This window comes from Synechococcus sp. R55.4, from assembly GCF_047461935.1.
GTDB lineage: Bacteria > Cyanobacteriota > Cyanobacteriia > Thermostichales > Thermostichaceae > Thermostichus.
The window spans coordinates 1-14,920 of sequence record NZ_JANSIF010000001.1 but is presented as its reverse complement, the minus strand read 5'-3'; the positions used below and the strand labels follow the sequence as shown (position 1 = coordinate 14,920).

Here is a 14,920-nt window from a genome sequence, read left to right as displayed (position 1 = left end):
AAATCCCCTCCAATCCTGAATTAGACTGTTCCTCAAGCCGGTATCTCTGGCTACTGTTTGCCCAGGGGTGGCGTGGCGACAATGTTTCCCACATTTGCTATCTTGAAAGGCTGTGGGCAGGGATCCCCGGTTGCAGGGCTTGGCCTGGAACTTGTGCCCCGGGTGTGGAGGACAACTGCAATCTTCCCGGAGACCTGCATACTGGGTTCGATAGGTTTGTCAGCGCTGTCAACTGTGATCGCGGGTGTCATCTCCAGTATTTCTACCCTCCGGGATCCCGACTGGGATGTGGAAGTAACCGGCCTCTACAAGCGTTTTGGCGATTTTGTGGCCCTCAATGGCATTGAGCTGAACATTCGGCGGGGGGAGTTTTTCGGCCTGCTGGGCCCTTCCGGCTGCGGCAAGACCACCCTGCTGCGCATCCTGGCCGGCCTGGAGATGGCCGATGCTGGGGAAGTGGTGATTCGAGGTCGCCCGGTAGGCCACCTGCCCGCCCACAAGCGCAACGTCAACACGGTGTTTCAGAGCTATGCCCTTTTCCCTTTTATGACGGTGGAGGACAACATCGCCTTCGGCCTGCGCATGCGGGGTGTGCGGGGAGAAGCTCTGCGCAAGCGGGTAGCGGCTGCTATGGAATTGGTGGAGATTGCAGCTCTGGCCAAGCGGAAGCCCCATGAGCTGTCGGGAGGACAGCAGCAGCGGGTGGCCTTAGCTCGGGCTTTGGTGAACGAGCCGGAAGTGCTCTTGTTGGATGAGCCGCTGTCGGCGTTGGATGCCAAGTTGCGCAAGCAGCTTCAAGTGCAGTTGTGCGAGTTGCAGCGCCGCCTGGGCATGACCTTTATTTTCGTTACCCACGACCAAGAAGAGGCTTTGGTGACCAGCGACCGGGTGGCGGTGATGCGGGCGGGGCGCATTGAGCAAGTGGGCCTTATCGATGAGGTGTACGAGCGCCCGGCGACGGCCTTCGTAGCCGACTTTTTAGGGGCCAGCAACCTGATCGAGGGGATCGCCTGTGGGACGGACTGTGTGGATACGCCCTTGGGAAAGCTGAAGGTCTTGGGGATCCCGGCCAGCTCGGAACCGGTGCAATTGGCTATTCGCCCGGAAAAGATCCAGCTCTCTCGCAGCGGCTGGGATCTGCTGCCCAACCAGGTGCCGGTGCGGGTGGAAAACCTCATCTACACTGGGGCTGAGAACCAATACCTGTTGCGGACAAACCAAGGTCAGCAGCTCAAGGCCACGGCCCTCAACACCGATATTGAGGATGCAGGGTTTGAGATCGGCGCAGCGCTGGTGGCCCACCTACCCCCGAAAAGCCTAATCCGTTTGCGACCGGATCCCCGTCAGGAGGAGACTGGATGTTGAAGCTGCCATCTCCTGTGGGCAAGTGGATCCCTGGCCAAGCCCAGGTGCGATTTGGGGAGCTGCTCACCCCTTGGCAGGAGTTGGGGCGCAGCCTAATTTTTGCTGGGCCAGGGGTGCTGTGGGTGATGTTTTTTCTGGTGCTGCCGGGGCTGTTGCTGTTGGTGTGCAGCTTTCTCAGCCGCGGGGAGTTTGGCCAGATTCAACTGCCCCTGACCCTGGAGAACTATCTGCGCATTCTCGGCTTTGGCCCCTTGGGATGGACGCCCATCTACTGGCAGATCTTGGGCCGCAGCCTGCTGGTGGCGGGGGTGACCACCTTTTTTTGCGTGCTGCTGGCCTACCCATTGGCTTTCTTCATTGCCGCCCACCCACCCCGACAACGGGATCTGTTGCTCACCTTGGTGGTGGTGCCCTTTTGGACGAACCTGGTGATCCGCACCTATGCCTGGATGGTGGTGCTGGCCCCGGAAGGGTGGCCGGCTCGCTTGGCGGCCTGGCTGGGCTGGATCCCACCGCAAACGGCTCTGTATCCCAGTTGGCTGGCGGTTTATCTGGGCATGGTCTACACGTTTTTGCCCTACATGGTCTTGCCCCTGTACACGGCGGTGGAGCGCATCGATTGGCGGCTGGCGGAAGCGGCACGGGATCTCTATGCCAAGGGTTGGCAGGTCTTTTGGTGGGTGCTTCTGCCCCAGACCTTGCCTGGACTGGCGGCGGGCCTCATTCTGGTGGGGATCCCGGCTTTCGGCATGTTCGTAGTGCCGGATCTGTTGGGTGGCAGCAAAACGCTGTTGATCGGGAATGTGATTCAGTTGCAGTTTGGCTCCAGCCTGGACTATCCCTTCGGGGCGGCCCTCAGCTTTTTGGTTACCGGCCTCACCCTGGGGTTGATCTACGCCTACAGCCGCTACGCCGGCACCCGCAGCCTAGAAAATCTGGTTTGAGGAGCTGCTGTGGGCTTTAAGCAGAGCCGCCAATTGCTTGCGCATCAGGATCCCGGGCTTATCGGTGAGCATGTGCTGTTCGGCGCTGAGGGTGAGGGGCACGTCGGGATCCGTGGTCTCCAAAATGGCTTTATCTTCCAGAGTTACAGCCCGGTCAAAGCGGATAACCTCGGCGGCTGGGGTATCGGCTTCGGTGTCGTTGCGCAAACAAAACTGCACCACTTGGGAGGCTCGGTCGTTGATGGGGGTGGGGATGTTGACGATGACATGGCTGCGGCCATTGGGGTAGCGGATGTGAAGGTGGTTGGTGAAGGGCAAATGCCAGGTTGAAGTGGTGGTGCGCTCGGTTTTGGCGGCAGCAATGCCCAGGTTTTTTTGTTGCAGCTCTGGGTTGGCTACACCGAGCACTGTGCGGGTGCGGATCCCGTAGTCCAGTTCCTCGACCTCGAAGTGGCTGGGTACCAAGTCTTCCATACTGCCAAAGGTGTTCTGGTGTACAAAGCTGATGTGGGCGGCATCGAACTCGTTCTCGCAGATGCGCAAACTGGCACATTCCCAGCGTTCGTAGAACTCGTGGATGAGCCGGTAACTGGGATCCTCGGCTTCTGGGATGACCGGGATCCCCCGTAGAGGCTGGGGATGCAAGCACACCCAAGCATAGCCATAGCGGGCCTGGCAGAGATAGGCGGGAATGCGGTAGCTCTCTGGGATGCGGGCCTGATCCGGCAGTTGCGGCACCTTGACACAGGCTCCCGTGCCATCGAACTCCCACCCATGGTAGGGGCAGCGGATATGGTCATCACAGACGATTCCCTTGGACAATTGCGCCGACCGATGACAGCAGCGATCTGCGGCTGCCTGGGGCTGTCCGGCTTTGTCCAGCCAAAGGACGATCCTCTCTCCCAGCAGCTCGAAAGGTTGCGGGGATCCCTGCTCCAATCGGCTGAGGGGCATCACCGGGTACCAAAAGCGCCGAAAGACAGGATGCTGGGTCACCAACATGGCAAAACCATCTGTGTCGTGTGGCCGGATTCTGTATAGCAAATTCGTGAATTCGGTTCCGTAGCCCGCGCCACAATCTCTATTTGGGGATCTTGCAGATCTGGGCAAACTCATTCCCAGGGGAGCTCAACCCATGGGGAAACCCTAGAACCTCTGGTACGGTAAAGATACTGATCTTGCGTTTGAGTTTCCAGAGGGATCCCTTGACCTCTACTTTGCCTTCTCAGACCTTCTTGCAGGCTCTGCACACCCCTTCCCCTGCTTGGGATGCCATCGTCATCGGTGCGGGGATCGGGGGATTGGTCGCGGCCAGCCAGTTGGCTGCCAAAGGATACCGTGTGCTGGTGCTGGAGAAATACCTCATTCCAGGGGGCAGTGCCGGCTATTTTGAGCGTCCGGATCCCTTAGGCAACGGGATCTACCGCTTTGACGTGGGCGCTTCCATGATCTTTGGATTGGGCACCCAAGGCACCACCAACTTGCTGACCCGCGCCTTGGCAGCCGTGGGCCAGTCCATAGACTCTATCCCCGATCCGGTGCAGATTGCCTACCACCTGCCCAAGGGGCTGAATCCCCGAGTACACCGGGATTACGAGCAGTTTTTGCAGGAGCTATCCGGCTACTTTCCCCGGGAAGCCGCCGGCATTCGCCGGTTCTACGATAGCCTGTGGCCCATCTTCAACAGCCTCAATGCCATGGAGCTGCTCTCGTTGGAGGAGTGGGGCTATCTATTTCGTTCTTTTGTGAGCAATCCCCTCGGCTGCCTGACCTTGGCGCGCTATTTGCCGGTGAATGTGGGCCAGGTAGCGCGGCGCTGTCTGCGGGATCCGGATTTGCTGCGCTTTGTGGACATGGAGTGCTACTGCTGGTCGGTGGTGCCGGCGGATCGCACGCCCATCATCAATGCCGGGATGGTGTTTTGTGACCGACACTACGGCGGTGTCAACTATCCCAAAGGGGGGGTGGGGCAGATCGCCCAAAAGCTGGCCCAGGGGCTAGAGGCCCATGGCGGGCAGATCCGCTACAAAGCGTCCGTGCGGCGGATCCTGGAAGAAAGAGGTCGGGCGGTGGGCGTAGAACTGGCCAGCGGGGAAAAGCTCTTTGCCCGCACAATCATCTCCAATGCCACCCGCTGGGACACCTTTGAGCGCCTATGGCCGGGATCCCTGCCCAGGGCGGAGCGGCAGTGGCAAAAACGCTACCAGCAATCCCCTAGCTTTTTAAGCTTGCACCTGGGGGTGCGGGCCGAGGCCCTGGCCGGCGAATGCCATTGTCACCACATTCTCCTGGAAGACTGGGATCAGATGGAGGCTGAGCAGGGCACCCTTTTCGTCTCCGTCCCCACCCTGTTGGATCCCGACCTGGCTCCCCCGGGCCGCCACATTGTTCATGCCTTTACCCCCAGTTGGATATCCACCTGGCAAGGGTTAAGCCCAAGCCAGTACCAGATCCAAAAACAGCAAGCCGCCGACCGGCTTATCCGCCGCCTGGAGGCCCTTTGGCCCCAACTGGGATCCCACATTGAACTGAAGGAGATAGGCACCCCCCGCACCCACCGCCGCTTCTTGAGCCGCAGCAACGGCACCTATGGGCCCATCCCCAGCCGGGATCCCTGGGGCTTGCTGGGCATGCCCTTCAATCGCACCGCCATCCCCAACTTGTACTGCGTGGGGGATAGCACCTTCCCCGGCCAAGGGCTCAATGCCGTTGCCTTCTCCGGCTTTGCCTGCGCCCACCGGGTGGCAGCGGATTTGAGTTAGGTTGCCCTTCTCCTCGCTTACCGGTTTGGAAAAGCGAGTTACAAGTCCTCGAAATGCCGACATAGACATCCAAACATCAACAACTCAGAAGCAACACAACGGGGGCATTCCCAATAGCAGTGAAACTGTTGTTCCGTTGATCCCCAACTCCCCTCTTCCTCTGGGAAAAGGGCTAATGGTGGAGCTTGGGGGATGTTTGTATCCACTTGAAATGACTATACTGGGCAGACAAGTCAGGAGAATTTCTAGCCATCTTGTAGTAGATGTCAGACTGGATACTTACAAACAAACTTCTAGCCGGGATCCAAGCCCAGCAAGCAGGAGATTTGCGGCAAGCAGAGGCCATTTACTCCGAAATCTTGGCGGATTTTCCTGAGCATGCAGATGCCCTTCACCTGTTGGGAACGGTAGCTCAAGCCAGAGGAGACTCGGAATTGGCAGCGGCTCTCATTGCAGAAGCCATTGAGCAACATCCCGAAGTGGCTCTGTATCACCACAATTTGGGTGTCGTCTATGAGTCTTTGGGTCAACTGGAGGAAGCGCTATCCTGTTATCAGCAAAGCCTGAAACTGAATCCACACGCTGCTGGATCTGCCTTTCAAGCTGGAAAAATCTTAGTTAACCTGCGACGTAGCGAAGAAGCCATTGCCCTACTCAATCCTCTACTGGAAAACTCGGATGAACAGACAGGGATCCCTTTGGCGCAGGTGCATCTGAATCTGGCCATCGCCTGTCGAGATCAAGGAGAACACGCTGTTGCGTTGGATCACCTGGAGAAAGCAATGGCTTTGGATCCCCAGTTAGAACAGGCTCGTTGGTTTTATCATCTGTATCTGCCAGCAGTCTATCGGAGCGAGGAAGAACTCAACTCCTTTCGTGCTCGCTTTATCGAGCATCTGGATTGTCTTATTGAGGAAACTCCCCTAGAAACAGAGGAGCAACGTCGCACAGCGCTGTGGGCATCAGGACTGGGAACCAATCACTACCTACAGTACCAAGGCTACAACGACCTGGATTTACAGAAAAAATATGCCCAGTTTGTTCAACGCATAGTCAACGCTTGCTATTCCCAGTGGAGATATCTTCCTTGCCAATCCCAACCAGGGGATCCCCTCCGAGTTGGGTTTGCCTCAGCTTCCATGCGAGCTTGCTCTTACAGTCGCTTATCTCTGGGTTGGGTTAAGTACCTGAACGCCAATTGGGCTGATGGACAGGCTAACTCGGAGCGAAAGTTTCAAGTCTTCGCCTATCACTTGGATCCCAGAACCGACTTCATGACAGACCGGTATCGTCAATACGCCGATGTGTTTAGGCACATTCCCAGCAGCCTCGAGGATGCAGCCCAACAAATCCTACAGGATCAGTTGGATATTTTGGTGTATTTGGAGATCGGCCTTTCGCCTCTCATTCTGCAACTGGCTTCCCTGCGACTGGCACCGATACAGTGCTCCACTTGGGCTCATCCTGTAACTTCTGGGCTTTCTACGATTGACTATTTCCTTTCCAGCGATTTAATGGAGCCGGAGAATGCTCAGGAACACTACAGTGAAACCTTGATCCGGCTACCTCATTTGGGTACTTGCTTTGAAAAGCCGGTTTTGCCGCAGCAAAAGCGCTATCGTGAGGATTTCGGCCTGCGTGAAGATGCAGTGGTTTACCTAACTTGTCAATACTTGGGTAAATATCTGCCCCAATACGACTATCTTTTTGCCGCTATTGCCCAACGAGTGCCCAACGCTCAGTTTGTCTTCTTGGCTCTGCCCAATGCTGCCATTGCTCGACAATTTCAGCAACGGCTCACCCGGGCTTTTTCCCTGTACGGTCTCAATGCAGAAGACCACTGTCTGGTTCTGCCTGGATTAGACCATCAAGACTACTTGGATCTCAACCGCTGTGCGGATCTCATGTTGGATTCCTACGGCTGGTCAGGTGGGATCACCACCCTAGAAGCCGTTGCGATTGGGTTACCTGTAATCACTTGCCCTGGAAAGCTGATGCGGGGCCGGCATACCTATGCCATTCTCAAAAGAATGGAGCTGGACAGTTTAATTGCCTCGGATCTGAAAAGCTATGAGGATTTGGCCGTAAAACTGGGATCCGATTCTGAGTTTCGCTACCACATGGCTGAGGAGGTTCGGCAGCGATGCCACCTACTCTTCGAAGATCGAGAATGTGTGGCAGCCCTGGCCCATTTCTTCCTCACCAGGAAGCCCGACGCCAGTAGTGGTTAGCCCACTGCGAAAAAGGGTTTTGCTCTGGATCCCTTCCTGAGGACAAAATTGGCTCAACGGCCCCACTACGCCCTTGAAGCTCCCTTCTCGAGGTCAACAGCGGAACAGCCCCCCCAGGCTGGTGCAAGCCTAAACGTGGGAAAATCCTGTCAGTGATCTGCATTTTGCTGAGAATTGCTCAGAGCATCGTAATCTAGAGGAACATTGACATCCGGTGTCCGGAGGAGTGCTTATGCCAGGGCCAGCATCGAATGCTTCTAGAGCTCCGCAGGGATCCCTGCAGAGGCTGTTCTTGGGCCTTTTGGCCTCGGCTGCGGTTTTGGCAGGTTGTGGAGGAAGTGGAGGGAGTACAATACCGCCTCTGGTGAACGTCTGCGAACAAGCCTTCAGCCCAGACTTTTTCGCTTCGATTGGCCTCCGCCGACAGGGGGATAGGCGCAGTGGAACCTTGGGGCCGAATAGCCTTTTGGAGTTTTATTTTGATGAGGAGGGCAATTTTCGAAATGCCCGGGAATTCCCACCCCCTCCCGGCACGTTTACCTTTTATTCAGATGCGTTTCTTTACTTTCCCTCTGCAGCCAACGTTACGGGGGTTACGATCCGGCTGACCAGCCAGGTTTTTGATCCGCTGTTGGCTATCGGCAGCTTTGATAGCAACCGGAGATTCGATCCTGACGTTTTTGTAAATGATGATGCTGCCCCTGGCAACTTTACCACCTCTCAGCTAACCATCCCCGTGCGGCAAAACCGCTGCTACTTGCTCCAGGTGCAAAGCTACTGGGCGCAAAATGCCTCTCCAGCCGCTGGGCCGGGCAGCCCTGGGCGAGGCCCTTACACCATCGAAGTTGTGAGCGAAAGCTTTGCTGCTCCTCCTCCACCGCCTCAACGGCAACAGAAAGACGATAGGGAAGACGGCGGCGGCGGAGACCGAGGGGGGGGTGTCGGCCTCTAGCTCTGGCGGGTGAGCTTGATGGCAAAGTCAGCGCTGCCACAGGTGGCTCTGCCGCGAATCACGCGCCCGTCAGGGCTGACCGTGCCACTCCAAGCAACGGTTGGGGTACCGCTACCCCCTATCCTGCCGCTAACAGAAAGTTGGCTGCCGATAAGCTGGCCGCTGCGCTCAGAAAAGCTGGGGGAGGAAACGCTGATCTGGTTGCCCTCCTGACGAATGGAGACGGTTTCCTGGACGCCAGCCGCAACATTGACCTTGCACAGGGATCCCTGCCAGATAAAAGATCCTCCCTCGTAAAGCCACTCGCCGCTGAGGGCCAGCTCTGCCGCAGGTGTTGGCGTTGCTGGGGCAGGTGTGGCAGTGGGAGTGGGGGATGGAGTCGGGGTGGGGGTAGGAGTACGAGGGACAAGCGGGGTGAATCGAGGGATAGGGGTAAGCGTCGGTGTCGGAGTGGGTGTTGGTGCTGGAGTCGGGGTGGGTGTCGGCGCTGGAGTTACCTCAGGGGTAGGCGTGGGGGTTGCTTCGGGCGTAGGGGTAGGCGTAGAACCGGGAGTTGGGATCCCTAGGATTGGTTTTACGGGTATGGGCTCTATGCGTATGGGCTCTACCTTGGGTTCGGGAGTTGGGGTGCGATCCGGCTGTTCCTGGGTATCGCGAACCGCTGGACGTGGCCACAGCAAAAAGGCGGCCAGCAAAGCCATAACGCCCAGGGATCCCCCGGCCAAAACCCACTTCAGGTTGCTGTCGGAAGGTTGCAGAACCGTTTGGGGGGCAGCTTGCCGCAGAGGGCGAGTGCGGGGAGTATCGGTTCGTGCCGGCGTGGCAGGGCGAGCGACAGGGGGATCCTGAACGGTCGGGAGAGCGTTGCTGGCTGGGATCACTGTGGAGGGCGTTTTGGGAGTTTCATCCTCACTTTGGGGGGAGGGATCCGGTGTTTCTGGCGAAGCTTCTGCTGAGGAGGGTTCCCGCTCGGTGATGTAATAGGGGATCCCTGCACCTGGGGAGGGGGGAGAGACCGGCTCATCTTCGATGAGATCCAGATCCTCATCGCGGATATCTTCAAAGGCTCCAGAAGCTGATCCTGTATTGCGGGTGGTTTGGATTGGTGGCTTGGGGTCAGAAGAGGGTGGAGCATCCTGTTGAGGCTTGGCACTGCCGGTGGGCAGGATCACAGTGCTGGCTTGGCCACTAGAGAGTTGGGTGGTTGCCGTCAGGTCATAGGCTTGCAGCAGTCGTTCCCCCAGCTCCCGCATCGTTTGCGGTCGTTCGTCTGGGTTTTTTTTCAGGCAATCCATCACCACGGCTGCTAAAGGGGGGGGGATCGGCTGGGGGGCTGCCTTCGGGTTGATCTCGATTGGGCTTTCGTAGCAATGGGCGTGGATCCAGCTGTGCAGGGAGTCGGTTTCCAGCTGAAAGGGCATGGATCCCGTCAGCATCTCGTAGAGCACTACCCCAAAGGAGTAGATATCCGAGCGGGCATCCAAGGCTTTGCCCCGTATCTGTTCAGGAGAGGCGTAGCGAGCTGTGCCGATAAATCCTCCCCCTTTTTGGGTGCCCAGGCTGAGGGTGTGATCCGCCAGGGTTTTGGCCACGCCAAAGTCGAGGATTTTCAGTTGGGGGATGAGCTTGCCGTTTTGAAAAACTTGCTCGATGAAGAGGTTGCTGGGTTTGATGTCGCGGTGGATGACACCCCGAATCTCGCGACCCTCTACCTTGGCCTGAAACGTGTGGGCAAAGTGCAGCCCCTCACAGGCCTGCAAGGCTAGTCGAACGGCTTGTCGAACCGGCAAAGCCCCTTTTTCTCGGATCAGCTTGCCCAGATCCTGCCCCTTGAGGTACTCCATCACCAAGTAGGCCTGCTCCCCCTCTTGGCCGTGATCCAAAACCTTGACGATGCGAGGATGCTGCCCCAGAAGGGTGCTAACGCGGATCTCTTCGGCAAAGCGACGGCGCAAGTCTGTCTGGAAGTCGCCCCGGCTCAGCAGCATGGGGGCATAGAGGATCTTGACGGCTACCTCTTGGCCGTTGTTGTGTAAGTCTAAGGCGCGGAAGACGGATCCCATACCACCGCTACCAATTTCTTGAATCAGCTGGTAGCGGTTGCCCAAAATGCGGTTGGTGAGATCTGCGGTCATGGGTTTGCAGCTTGGAGAAGAGGAATTGCAGGGGGAATGTCCATACCATAAACCGAATTGCTGAGGTCTGCACCAGCCTACGCCGGTGGCTGAACTCAGGGATCCGGATTGGGGCCATCGGTTGGAAATGGCGGGGTTTTCGGTTGATTCTTCAAGGTGACTTCTCAGATTTACTTAACTGTTACTTAAAAGTTGTAGAAGAAAGCTCTGGCGGGGGCAGTGACGCTCAAGGGAGAGCTGCGGTGATCGGTTTCACCGTCCAAGAGAACATTTTCTGGTTAACTTTGGGGGGGATAGTCTGGATTATCCTGAGCAATCCCCAGTCTGAAGAAGGGGACAATCGACAGGGATCCCTTGATGAGGTTGACCATGGACTTGGGCTTGGTGGTGATTGCCTACAAAGAGGGGGATCGGGAGAGCAAAGCCGCTTGTCAGAGGTGTGCTGAACAGTTGCGCCGGCGCGGCGTTACGGTGTTAACGGCTCCCACCGGCTTGCACCACAACCCCTACCCTGTCTTTCTAGAGGCCACCTCGGATCCCATCGATCTGGCAGTGGTGCTGGGGGGAGATGGCTCGGTGTTGGCGGCGGCACGATACCTAGCCTCCTATGGGATCCCGATTTTGCCGATCAAAGTGGGGGGTAGGCTGGGGTTTTTGGCCCAGTCGGAGCGGGTGCTGCAACAGGATCCCTGGGATCGCATTCAGGCAGGGGATTTTTTCTTGCAAGCCCGCATGATGTTGCAAGCCCAGATTTGGGAACAGCCGCAGTTGGGGCAAGGGGATCCCTTGGCCGCCCGTGGAGAGGGAAAACCCCAGGGCCGCCCGGTTAGCGAAGTCTACTATGCCCTCAATGAGATCTGCCTGAAGCCGATCAACCGAGAACGGCTGCCCGCCGCGATCATGGAGATCGAGGTCAACGGAGAGATTTTGGATCAGTACCACGGGGATGGCGTGCTGGTGGCCACACCGACGGGATCCACCTCTTACACTCTGGCAGCCAATGGCCCCATCCTCGAGCCTACCCTCGACGCCATCATCATCACCCCTATTTGTCCCCTGAGTTTGTCTAGCCGTCCTATTGTCATCAGCGGCACAGCCAGGGTGGACATTTGGCCCCTTGCGGATCCCGAAGGGTTGACCCGCCTGTGGACAGATGGCGTGTTGGCTCAGTCGGTGAATCCCGGCCAGTGGGTTCACATTCAGCAAGCGCCTACACCGGTCAAGCTGATGATCCTGGAAAAAGAGCTCTCCTACTTTCGCACTCTGCGGGAAAAGTTGCAGTGGGCAGGTAGCCGCATTTACATCCCCACCACCAACCACCGCCCCGAAGGGGGATAAGGAGAGCTAGAGTGGCGAAGTTCACCACCCATCCGCACATCTCCCATGAGCCTGAAACTTTACCTCCTCAGACACGGCGAAACCCCCTACAGCCGTTCCGGCGGCTTTTGCGGCGCTCTGGATCCCGACCTCACCCCCGAAGGCAAACAAATGGCAGAAGCCTTTGCCGCAGCCTATGCTGGGATCCCTTGGCAAGCTCTCTACGTCAGCCCAATGCGGCGCGCCTTGGCTACCCTAAGCCCCCTGGCCGAGAAAGTTGGCTTGGAGATGCAGATTCGAGAGGGCCTAAGAGAAATTCACTACGGCGAGTGGGAGGGCAAAACCCACGCTGAGGCGCAAGAAGCCTACCCAGAAGCCTATTGGCGCTGGATGACCGAGCCGGCCTGGAACGCCCCTCCGGGGGGCGAAACCGCCGTGCAAATTGCCAATCGGGCCATGCCGGTTGTGGCCGAGATCCAGGAAAAATGGACAGGCGGCCACGTCTTGATCGTCTCCCACAAGGCCACCATTCGGGTTATTCTCTGCAGCCTGCTGGGCATCGACCTGGGTCGCTACCGGGATCGCATTGAGGTTTTGGCCGCCTCGGTCAGCGTGGTCAAGTTCGACCGCTATGGCCCCCTTCTGGAAATCTTAGGGGAACGCAGTTATCTGCCTTCCGATCTGCGGGAAAGGGCAGGTACCTAATTGTTAGAGGGAGCAAGGTTTAGGATTCTTGAGGTCTTTTGGGTCTCTTTTTGAGGGAGCAATCATGGGCAAAAAACTGGGATTAGCACTGGGCAGCGGCGGAGCGAGGGGATGGGCTCATATTGGTGTGATTCGAGCTCTAGAGCGGGCTGGGATCTCCGTTGACTACATTGCCGGGACGAGCATTGGCGCTTTTGTGGGAGCCATTTATGCAGCGGGAGAACTGGATGAGCTGGAAGACTTTGTGCGAGATCTCAACTGGAAGATGATCCTGTCTTTGTTTGATGTGGTCTTTCCCACCTGTGGCCTGCTGGATGGCAACAAAATTAATTTATGAGCTGCTGACAGAACATTTGCAAGAGCTGTGTATTGAAGAGGCCGGGATCCCCTTTTGCTGTGTGGCTACCGACTTGATCACAGGCCAGGAGGTGCTGTTGCGTTCGGGCAAAATGGCAGATGCCGTGCGGACCAGCATCTCTATCCCAGGGATCTTTACACCCTTTTACTACGAAGGGCGCTATCTCGGAGATGGGGGCATTGTCAACCCAGTGCCAGTGCGGGTGGTGCGAGAGATGGGGGCCGATGTTGTTGTTGCGGTCAATCTCAACCATGTGGATCCCGCGGATGTGGAGTCGCAACTGGAAGAAACAGAGGTGGAAGAAACCCTTCAACGGCGACAGCGCTTGAATGCTGAAGGAGAAGTGATCGAAGAAGAAACCAACTTCATCACCCGCATTCGCAAACGCTATCAATCCCTACAACAAGGGATCCAAGAAAAAATTAGCCAATGGTTTCCAGATGAGCCCTCTGGTCCCAATATTTTCGACGTTATTGGCAAGACGTTGAACGTGATGGAGCAAATCGTTACCCGCAGTGTTTTAGCCGAACATCCGCCGGATTTGCTCTTACAACCCAAGCTGAGCCAGTATGGGATCTTCGATTTTCATCAAGCAGATCCGATTATTCAGGAGGGCTATCGACAAATGCGGCGGGCCATTCCAGAATTGCGACAAAAGTTGGAGCAGTGAACCACCACTTCTTCAGCAGTTTAACCTAAAGCTTTGCAAGGATCTGCGCCCAAGCTTTCCAAACAATCTCAGATGGATCCTGCTATCAAAATGGGCCTGAAGCTCACTCAATTGGGATAAATTGCAACAGCGATCCCGTGTGGATGAGATGGGCCGGGGCAGATTTTCCATCCTGGCCAGGATGGGCCAGCAGCACACAGCGATCTTGAGGGGTGAGGTCAAACTCGACAGAGGGATCAGGCTCTCTTTTTAGCTGAGAGTTGAGTTGGGGATCCCCGACAAAAGTAAGTCGTGCCAACACGGTCAGCAGGTGATCTTGATGGGCCAGGTCTGACCCAAAAGGAGTCCGCTCTTGTAACGTAACAAGTGCTACCGGGTAACCTTCTCGCATCAAGTAGAAGAGGATCCCGGCACAGCGCTCTACAGCTCGCTCCAACTTGTCTCGATGGATCTCGGGCCTCTCTTTCTGGGGCTGCCAGCGGTTTTCAAAACAGAGGGTGATGGCCTGGGCTCGTGGACGCTCCAACTCCCGCACGATCAGTTGATCCCGTTTGGCCGAGATCTTCCAGTGGACAGAACGCACATCGTCGTGGGGTCGGTAGGGCCGTAAGCTCAGGTAGTCTCCCTCTCGACCAGGCTGGGGGCGCAATTGGTTGCCGCTGCTGAGCTGATCCCACAGCGCCAATCCTTGAACCGGGGCGAGCCGCGGAAACACGATCACCGTTTGGGGATCCCTAATCTCTACCGCCTTGCGGAAGAGTTCAAATGGAAAACTGGTGGCAACTTCAAAACCTTGCAACTGCCAGACTCCCCGCTTTGAAAAAGTATGCTGATAAAAAGTGTCCACCTTGGCACCGGGATCCACCCGCAAAACATAGCTGGAAGGCCAATCTTCCCGCCTCAGCCCCTCAATGCGTTCGCTCACCTGCAACGAGAAGCTGGGCAGGCGCCGTTTGCGATTGACCAGCGTGAGACCCACTAAGACAGGCTGGCCAGCGAAAATGCGGCTAGGCAACTGCCGGCTGACCTCCAGATCTTTGAGGGTAAGATCAGAGAGGGTACCACTGATGAGAATAAGGCTGAGCAGCATTCCCAGCAACAAATACAGGGGATTGTTGCCGGTGTTGAAAGCAGCAATACTTACCAACAGGGCGATCCCGACAAACCGCCCCCCAATACGGGTAAAGCGGAAGCGGCGCAGAAAACGAACCTGGCGCCCTGATTTCTGCTCTGAGGAGAAGATCCCCAGGTTTCCCGTCTGTTGAAGTAGTGGAACTAGTTTTCGGCTTCGTTTCCACAACACCGCAGTCCCCTCATCACTCCTTCATCCCCGGCCCCTCTCCAAAGGAGAAAGAGGTCTGGAATCTACAAGCTGCTTCAGTGTAATTTGAAATCACCATAACCAGTGCTACGGGCAGGTTTTTTCTGAGAGGATTTCAGCAATGGCCGCAGCCACCCGCTCTTGTTGACAGGTGGTCAAC

General features: G+C 56.9%; 12 protein-coding genes. 9 read left to right on the top strand and 3 right to left on the bottom strand.

All coding sequences use genetic code 11. The features are described 5' to 3' along the window. Positions 1–216: 216 nt before the first annotated feature. A complete protein-coding gene (locus tag NW842_RS00060; protein ID WP_414417216.1) occupies positions 217–1,365 on the top strand; it encodes an ABC transporter ATP-binding protein in 1,149 nt (382 codons plus the stop codon). Further along, positions 1,359–2,309: an ABC transporter permease gene (locus NW842_RS00055; RefSeq protein ID WP_414342559.1), complete on the top strand. Its 951-nt coding sequence runs from the start codon at positions 1,359–1,361 to the stop codon at positions 2,307–2,309. Before NW842_RS00060 ends, NW842_RS00055 begins: the two co-directional genes overlap by 7 nt. On the opposite strand, the gene NW842_RS00050 is transcribed toward NW842_RS00055, so the two are convergent. Next, positions 2,292–3,311 carry a Rieske 2Fe-2S domain-containing protein gene (locus NW842_RS00050; RefSeq protein WP_414374929.1) on the bottom strand — a complete coding sequence of 340 codons (1,020 nt, stop codon included), beginning with the start codon at positions 3,309–3,311 and terminating at the stop codon, positions 2,292–2,294. The genes NW842_RS00055 and NW842_RS00050 overlap by 18 nt on opposite strands. A 203-nt stretch (positions 3,312–3,514) precedes the next feature. Here NW842_RS00050 and crtH point away from each other — a divergent pair, with 203 nt between their 5' ends. The 3 genes from crtH to NW842_RS00035 all read left to right on the top strand — a co-directional run bounded on the left by crtH (position 3,515) and on the right by NW842_RS00035 (position 8,254). Further along, positions 3,515–5,071, top strand: a complete 1,557-nt coding sequence (gene crtH / locus NW842_RS00045; protein ID WP_414374928.1) for a carotenoid isomerase — start codon at positions 3,515–3,517, stop codon at positions 5,069–5,071. A 263-nt stretch (positions 5,072–5,334) separates the two neighbouring features. Continuing rightward, entirely contained in the window at positions 5,335–7,302 is a 1,968-nt protein-coding gene (locus NW842_RS00040; protein WP_414374927.1) for a tetratricopeptide repeat protein, read from the top strand. A 364-nt stretch (positions 7,303–7,666) separates the two neighbouring features. After that, the gene (locus NW842_RS00035; protein WP_414374926.1) at positions 7,667–8,254 is read left to right on the top strand and encodes a hypothetical protein; all 588 of its coding nucleotides are present in this window, start codon (positions 7,667–7,669) and stop codon (positions 8,252–8,254) included. Here NW842_RS00035 and NW842_RS00030 read toward each other — a convergent pair. After that, complete coding sequence (locus tag NW842_RS00030) at positions 8,251–10,389, bottom strand: serine/threonine protein kinase (protein WP_414374925.1); 2,139 nt, start codon at positions 10,387–10,389, stop codon at positions 8,251–8,253. The two genes, NW842_RS00035 and NW842_RS00030, sit on opposite strands and share 4 nt — an antisense overlap. Before the next feature lie 369 nt (positions 10,390–10,758). Between NW842_RS00030 and NW842_RS00025 the strand changes: the two genes are divergently transcribed. The 4 genes from NW842_RS00025 (at position 10,759) to NW842_RS00010 (ending at position 13,439) form a co-directional block, all read left to right on the top strand. After that, entirely contained in the window at positions 10,759–11,727 is a 969-nt protein-coding gene (locus NW842_RS00025) for an NAD(+) kinase (protein WP_414374939.1), read from the top strand. Positions 11,728–11,772: 45 nt separating this feature from the next. Further along, the gene (locus NW842_RS00020; protein WP_414374924.1) at positions 11,773–12,411 is read left to right on the top strand and encodes a histidine phosphatase family protein; all 639 of its coding nucleotides are present in this window, start codon (positions 11,773–11,775) and stop codon (positions 12,409–12,411) included. A gap of 64 nt (positions 12,412–12,475) precedes the next feature. Further along, positions 12,476–12,748, top strand: a complete 273-nt coding sequence (locus tag NW842_RS00015) for a patatin-like phospholipase family protein (RefSeq protein ID WP_414417215.1) — start codon at positions 12,476–12,478, stop codon at positions 12,746–12,748. Then, on the top strand, positions 12,726–13,439 hold the full coding sequence (locus tag NW842_RS00010) for a patatin-like phospholipase family protein (protein WP_414374922.1): 714 nt from the start codon (positions 12,726–12,728) through the stop codon (positions 13,437–13,439). The genes NW842_RS00015 and NW842_RS00010 overlap by 23 nt, the downstream gene beginning before the upstream one ends. A gap of 103 nt (positions 13,440–13,542) precedes the next feature. On the opposite strand, the gene NW842_RS00005 is transcribed toward NW842_RS00010, so the two are convergent. Continuing rightward, positions 13,543–14,586 (bottom strand): DUF58 domain-containing protein, encoded by a 1,044-nt coding sequence (locus NW842_RS00005; protein ID WP_414417214.1) that lies wholly within the window; start codon positions 14,584–14,586, stop codon positions 13,543–13,545. Between the last annotated feature and the right edge of the window lie 334 nt (positions 14,587–14,920).

Bases quoted from the DNA above. Each gene is read 5' to 3' on its own strand.
- NW842_RS00020 (WP_414374924.1), top strand. From the start codon at position 11,773: ATGAGCCTGAAACTTTACCTCCTCAGACACGGCGAAACCCCCTACAGC.
- NW842_RS00025 (WP_414374939.1), top strand. From the start codon at position 10,759: ATGGACTTGGGCTTGGTGGTGATTGCCTACAAAGAGGGGGATCGGGAG.
- NW842_RS00040 (WP_414374927.1), top strand. From the start codon at position 5,335: ATGTCAGACTGGATACTTACAAACAAACTTCTAGCCGGGATCCAAGCC.
- NW842_RS00015 (WP_414417215.1), top strand. From the start codon at position 12,476: ATGGGCAAAAAACTGGGATTAGCACTGGGCAGCGGCGGAGCGAGGGGA.
- NW842_RS00055 (WP_414342559.1), top strand. From the start codon at position 1,359: ATGTTGAAGCTGCCATCTCCTGTGGGCAAGTGGATCCCTGGCCAAGCC.
- NW842_RS00010 (WP_414374922.1), top strand. From the start codon at position 12,726: ATGGCAACAAAATTAATTTATGAGCTGCTGACAGAACATTTGCAAGAG.
- NW842_RS00050 (WP_414374929.1), bottom strand. From the start codon at position 3,311: ATGTTGGTGACCCAGCATCCTGTCTTTCGGCGCTTTTGGTACCCGGTG.
- NW842_RS00030 (WP_414374925.1), bottom strand. From the start codon at position 10,389: ATGACCGCAGATCTCACCAACCGCATTTTGGGCAACCGCTACCAGCTG.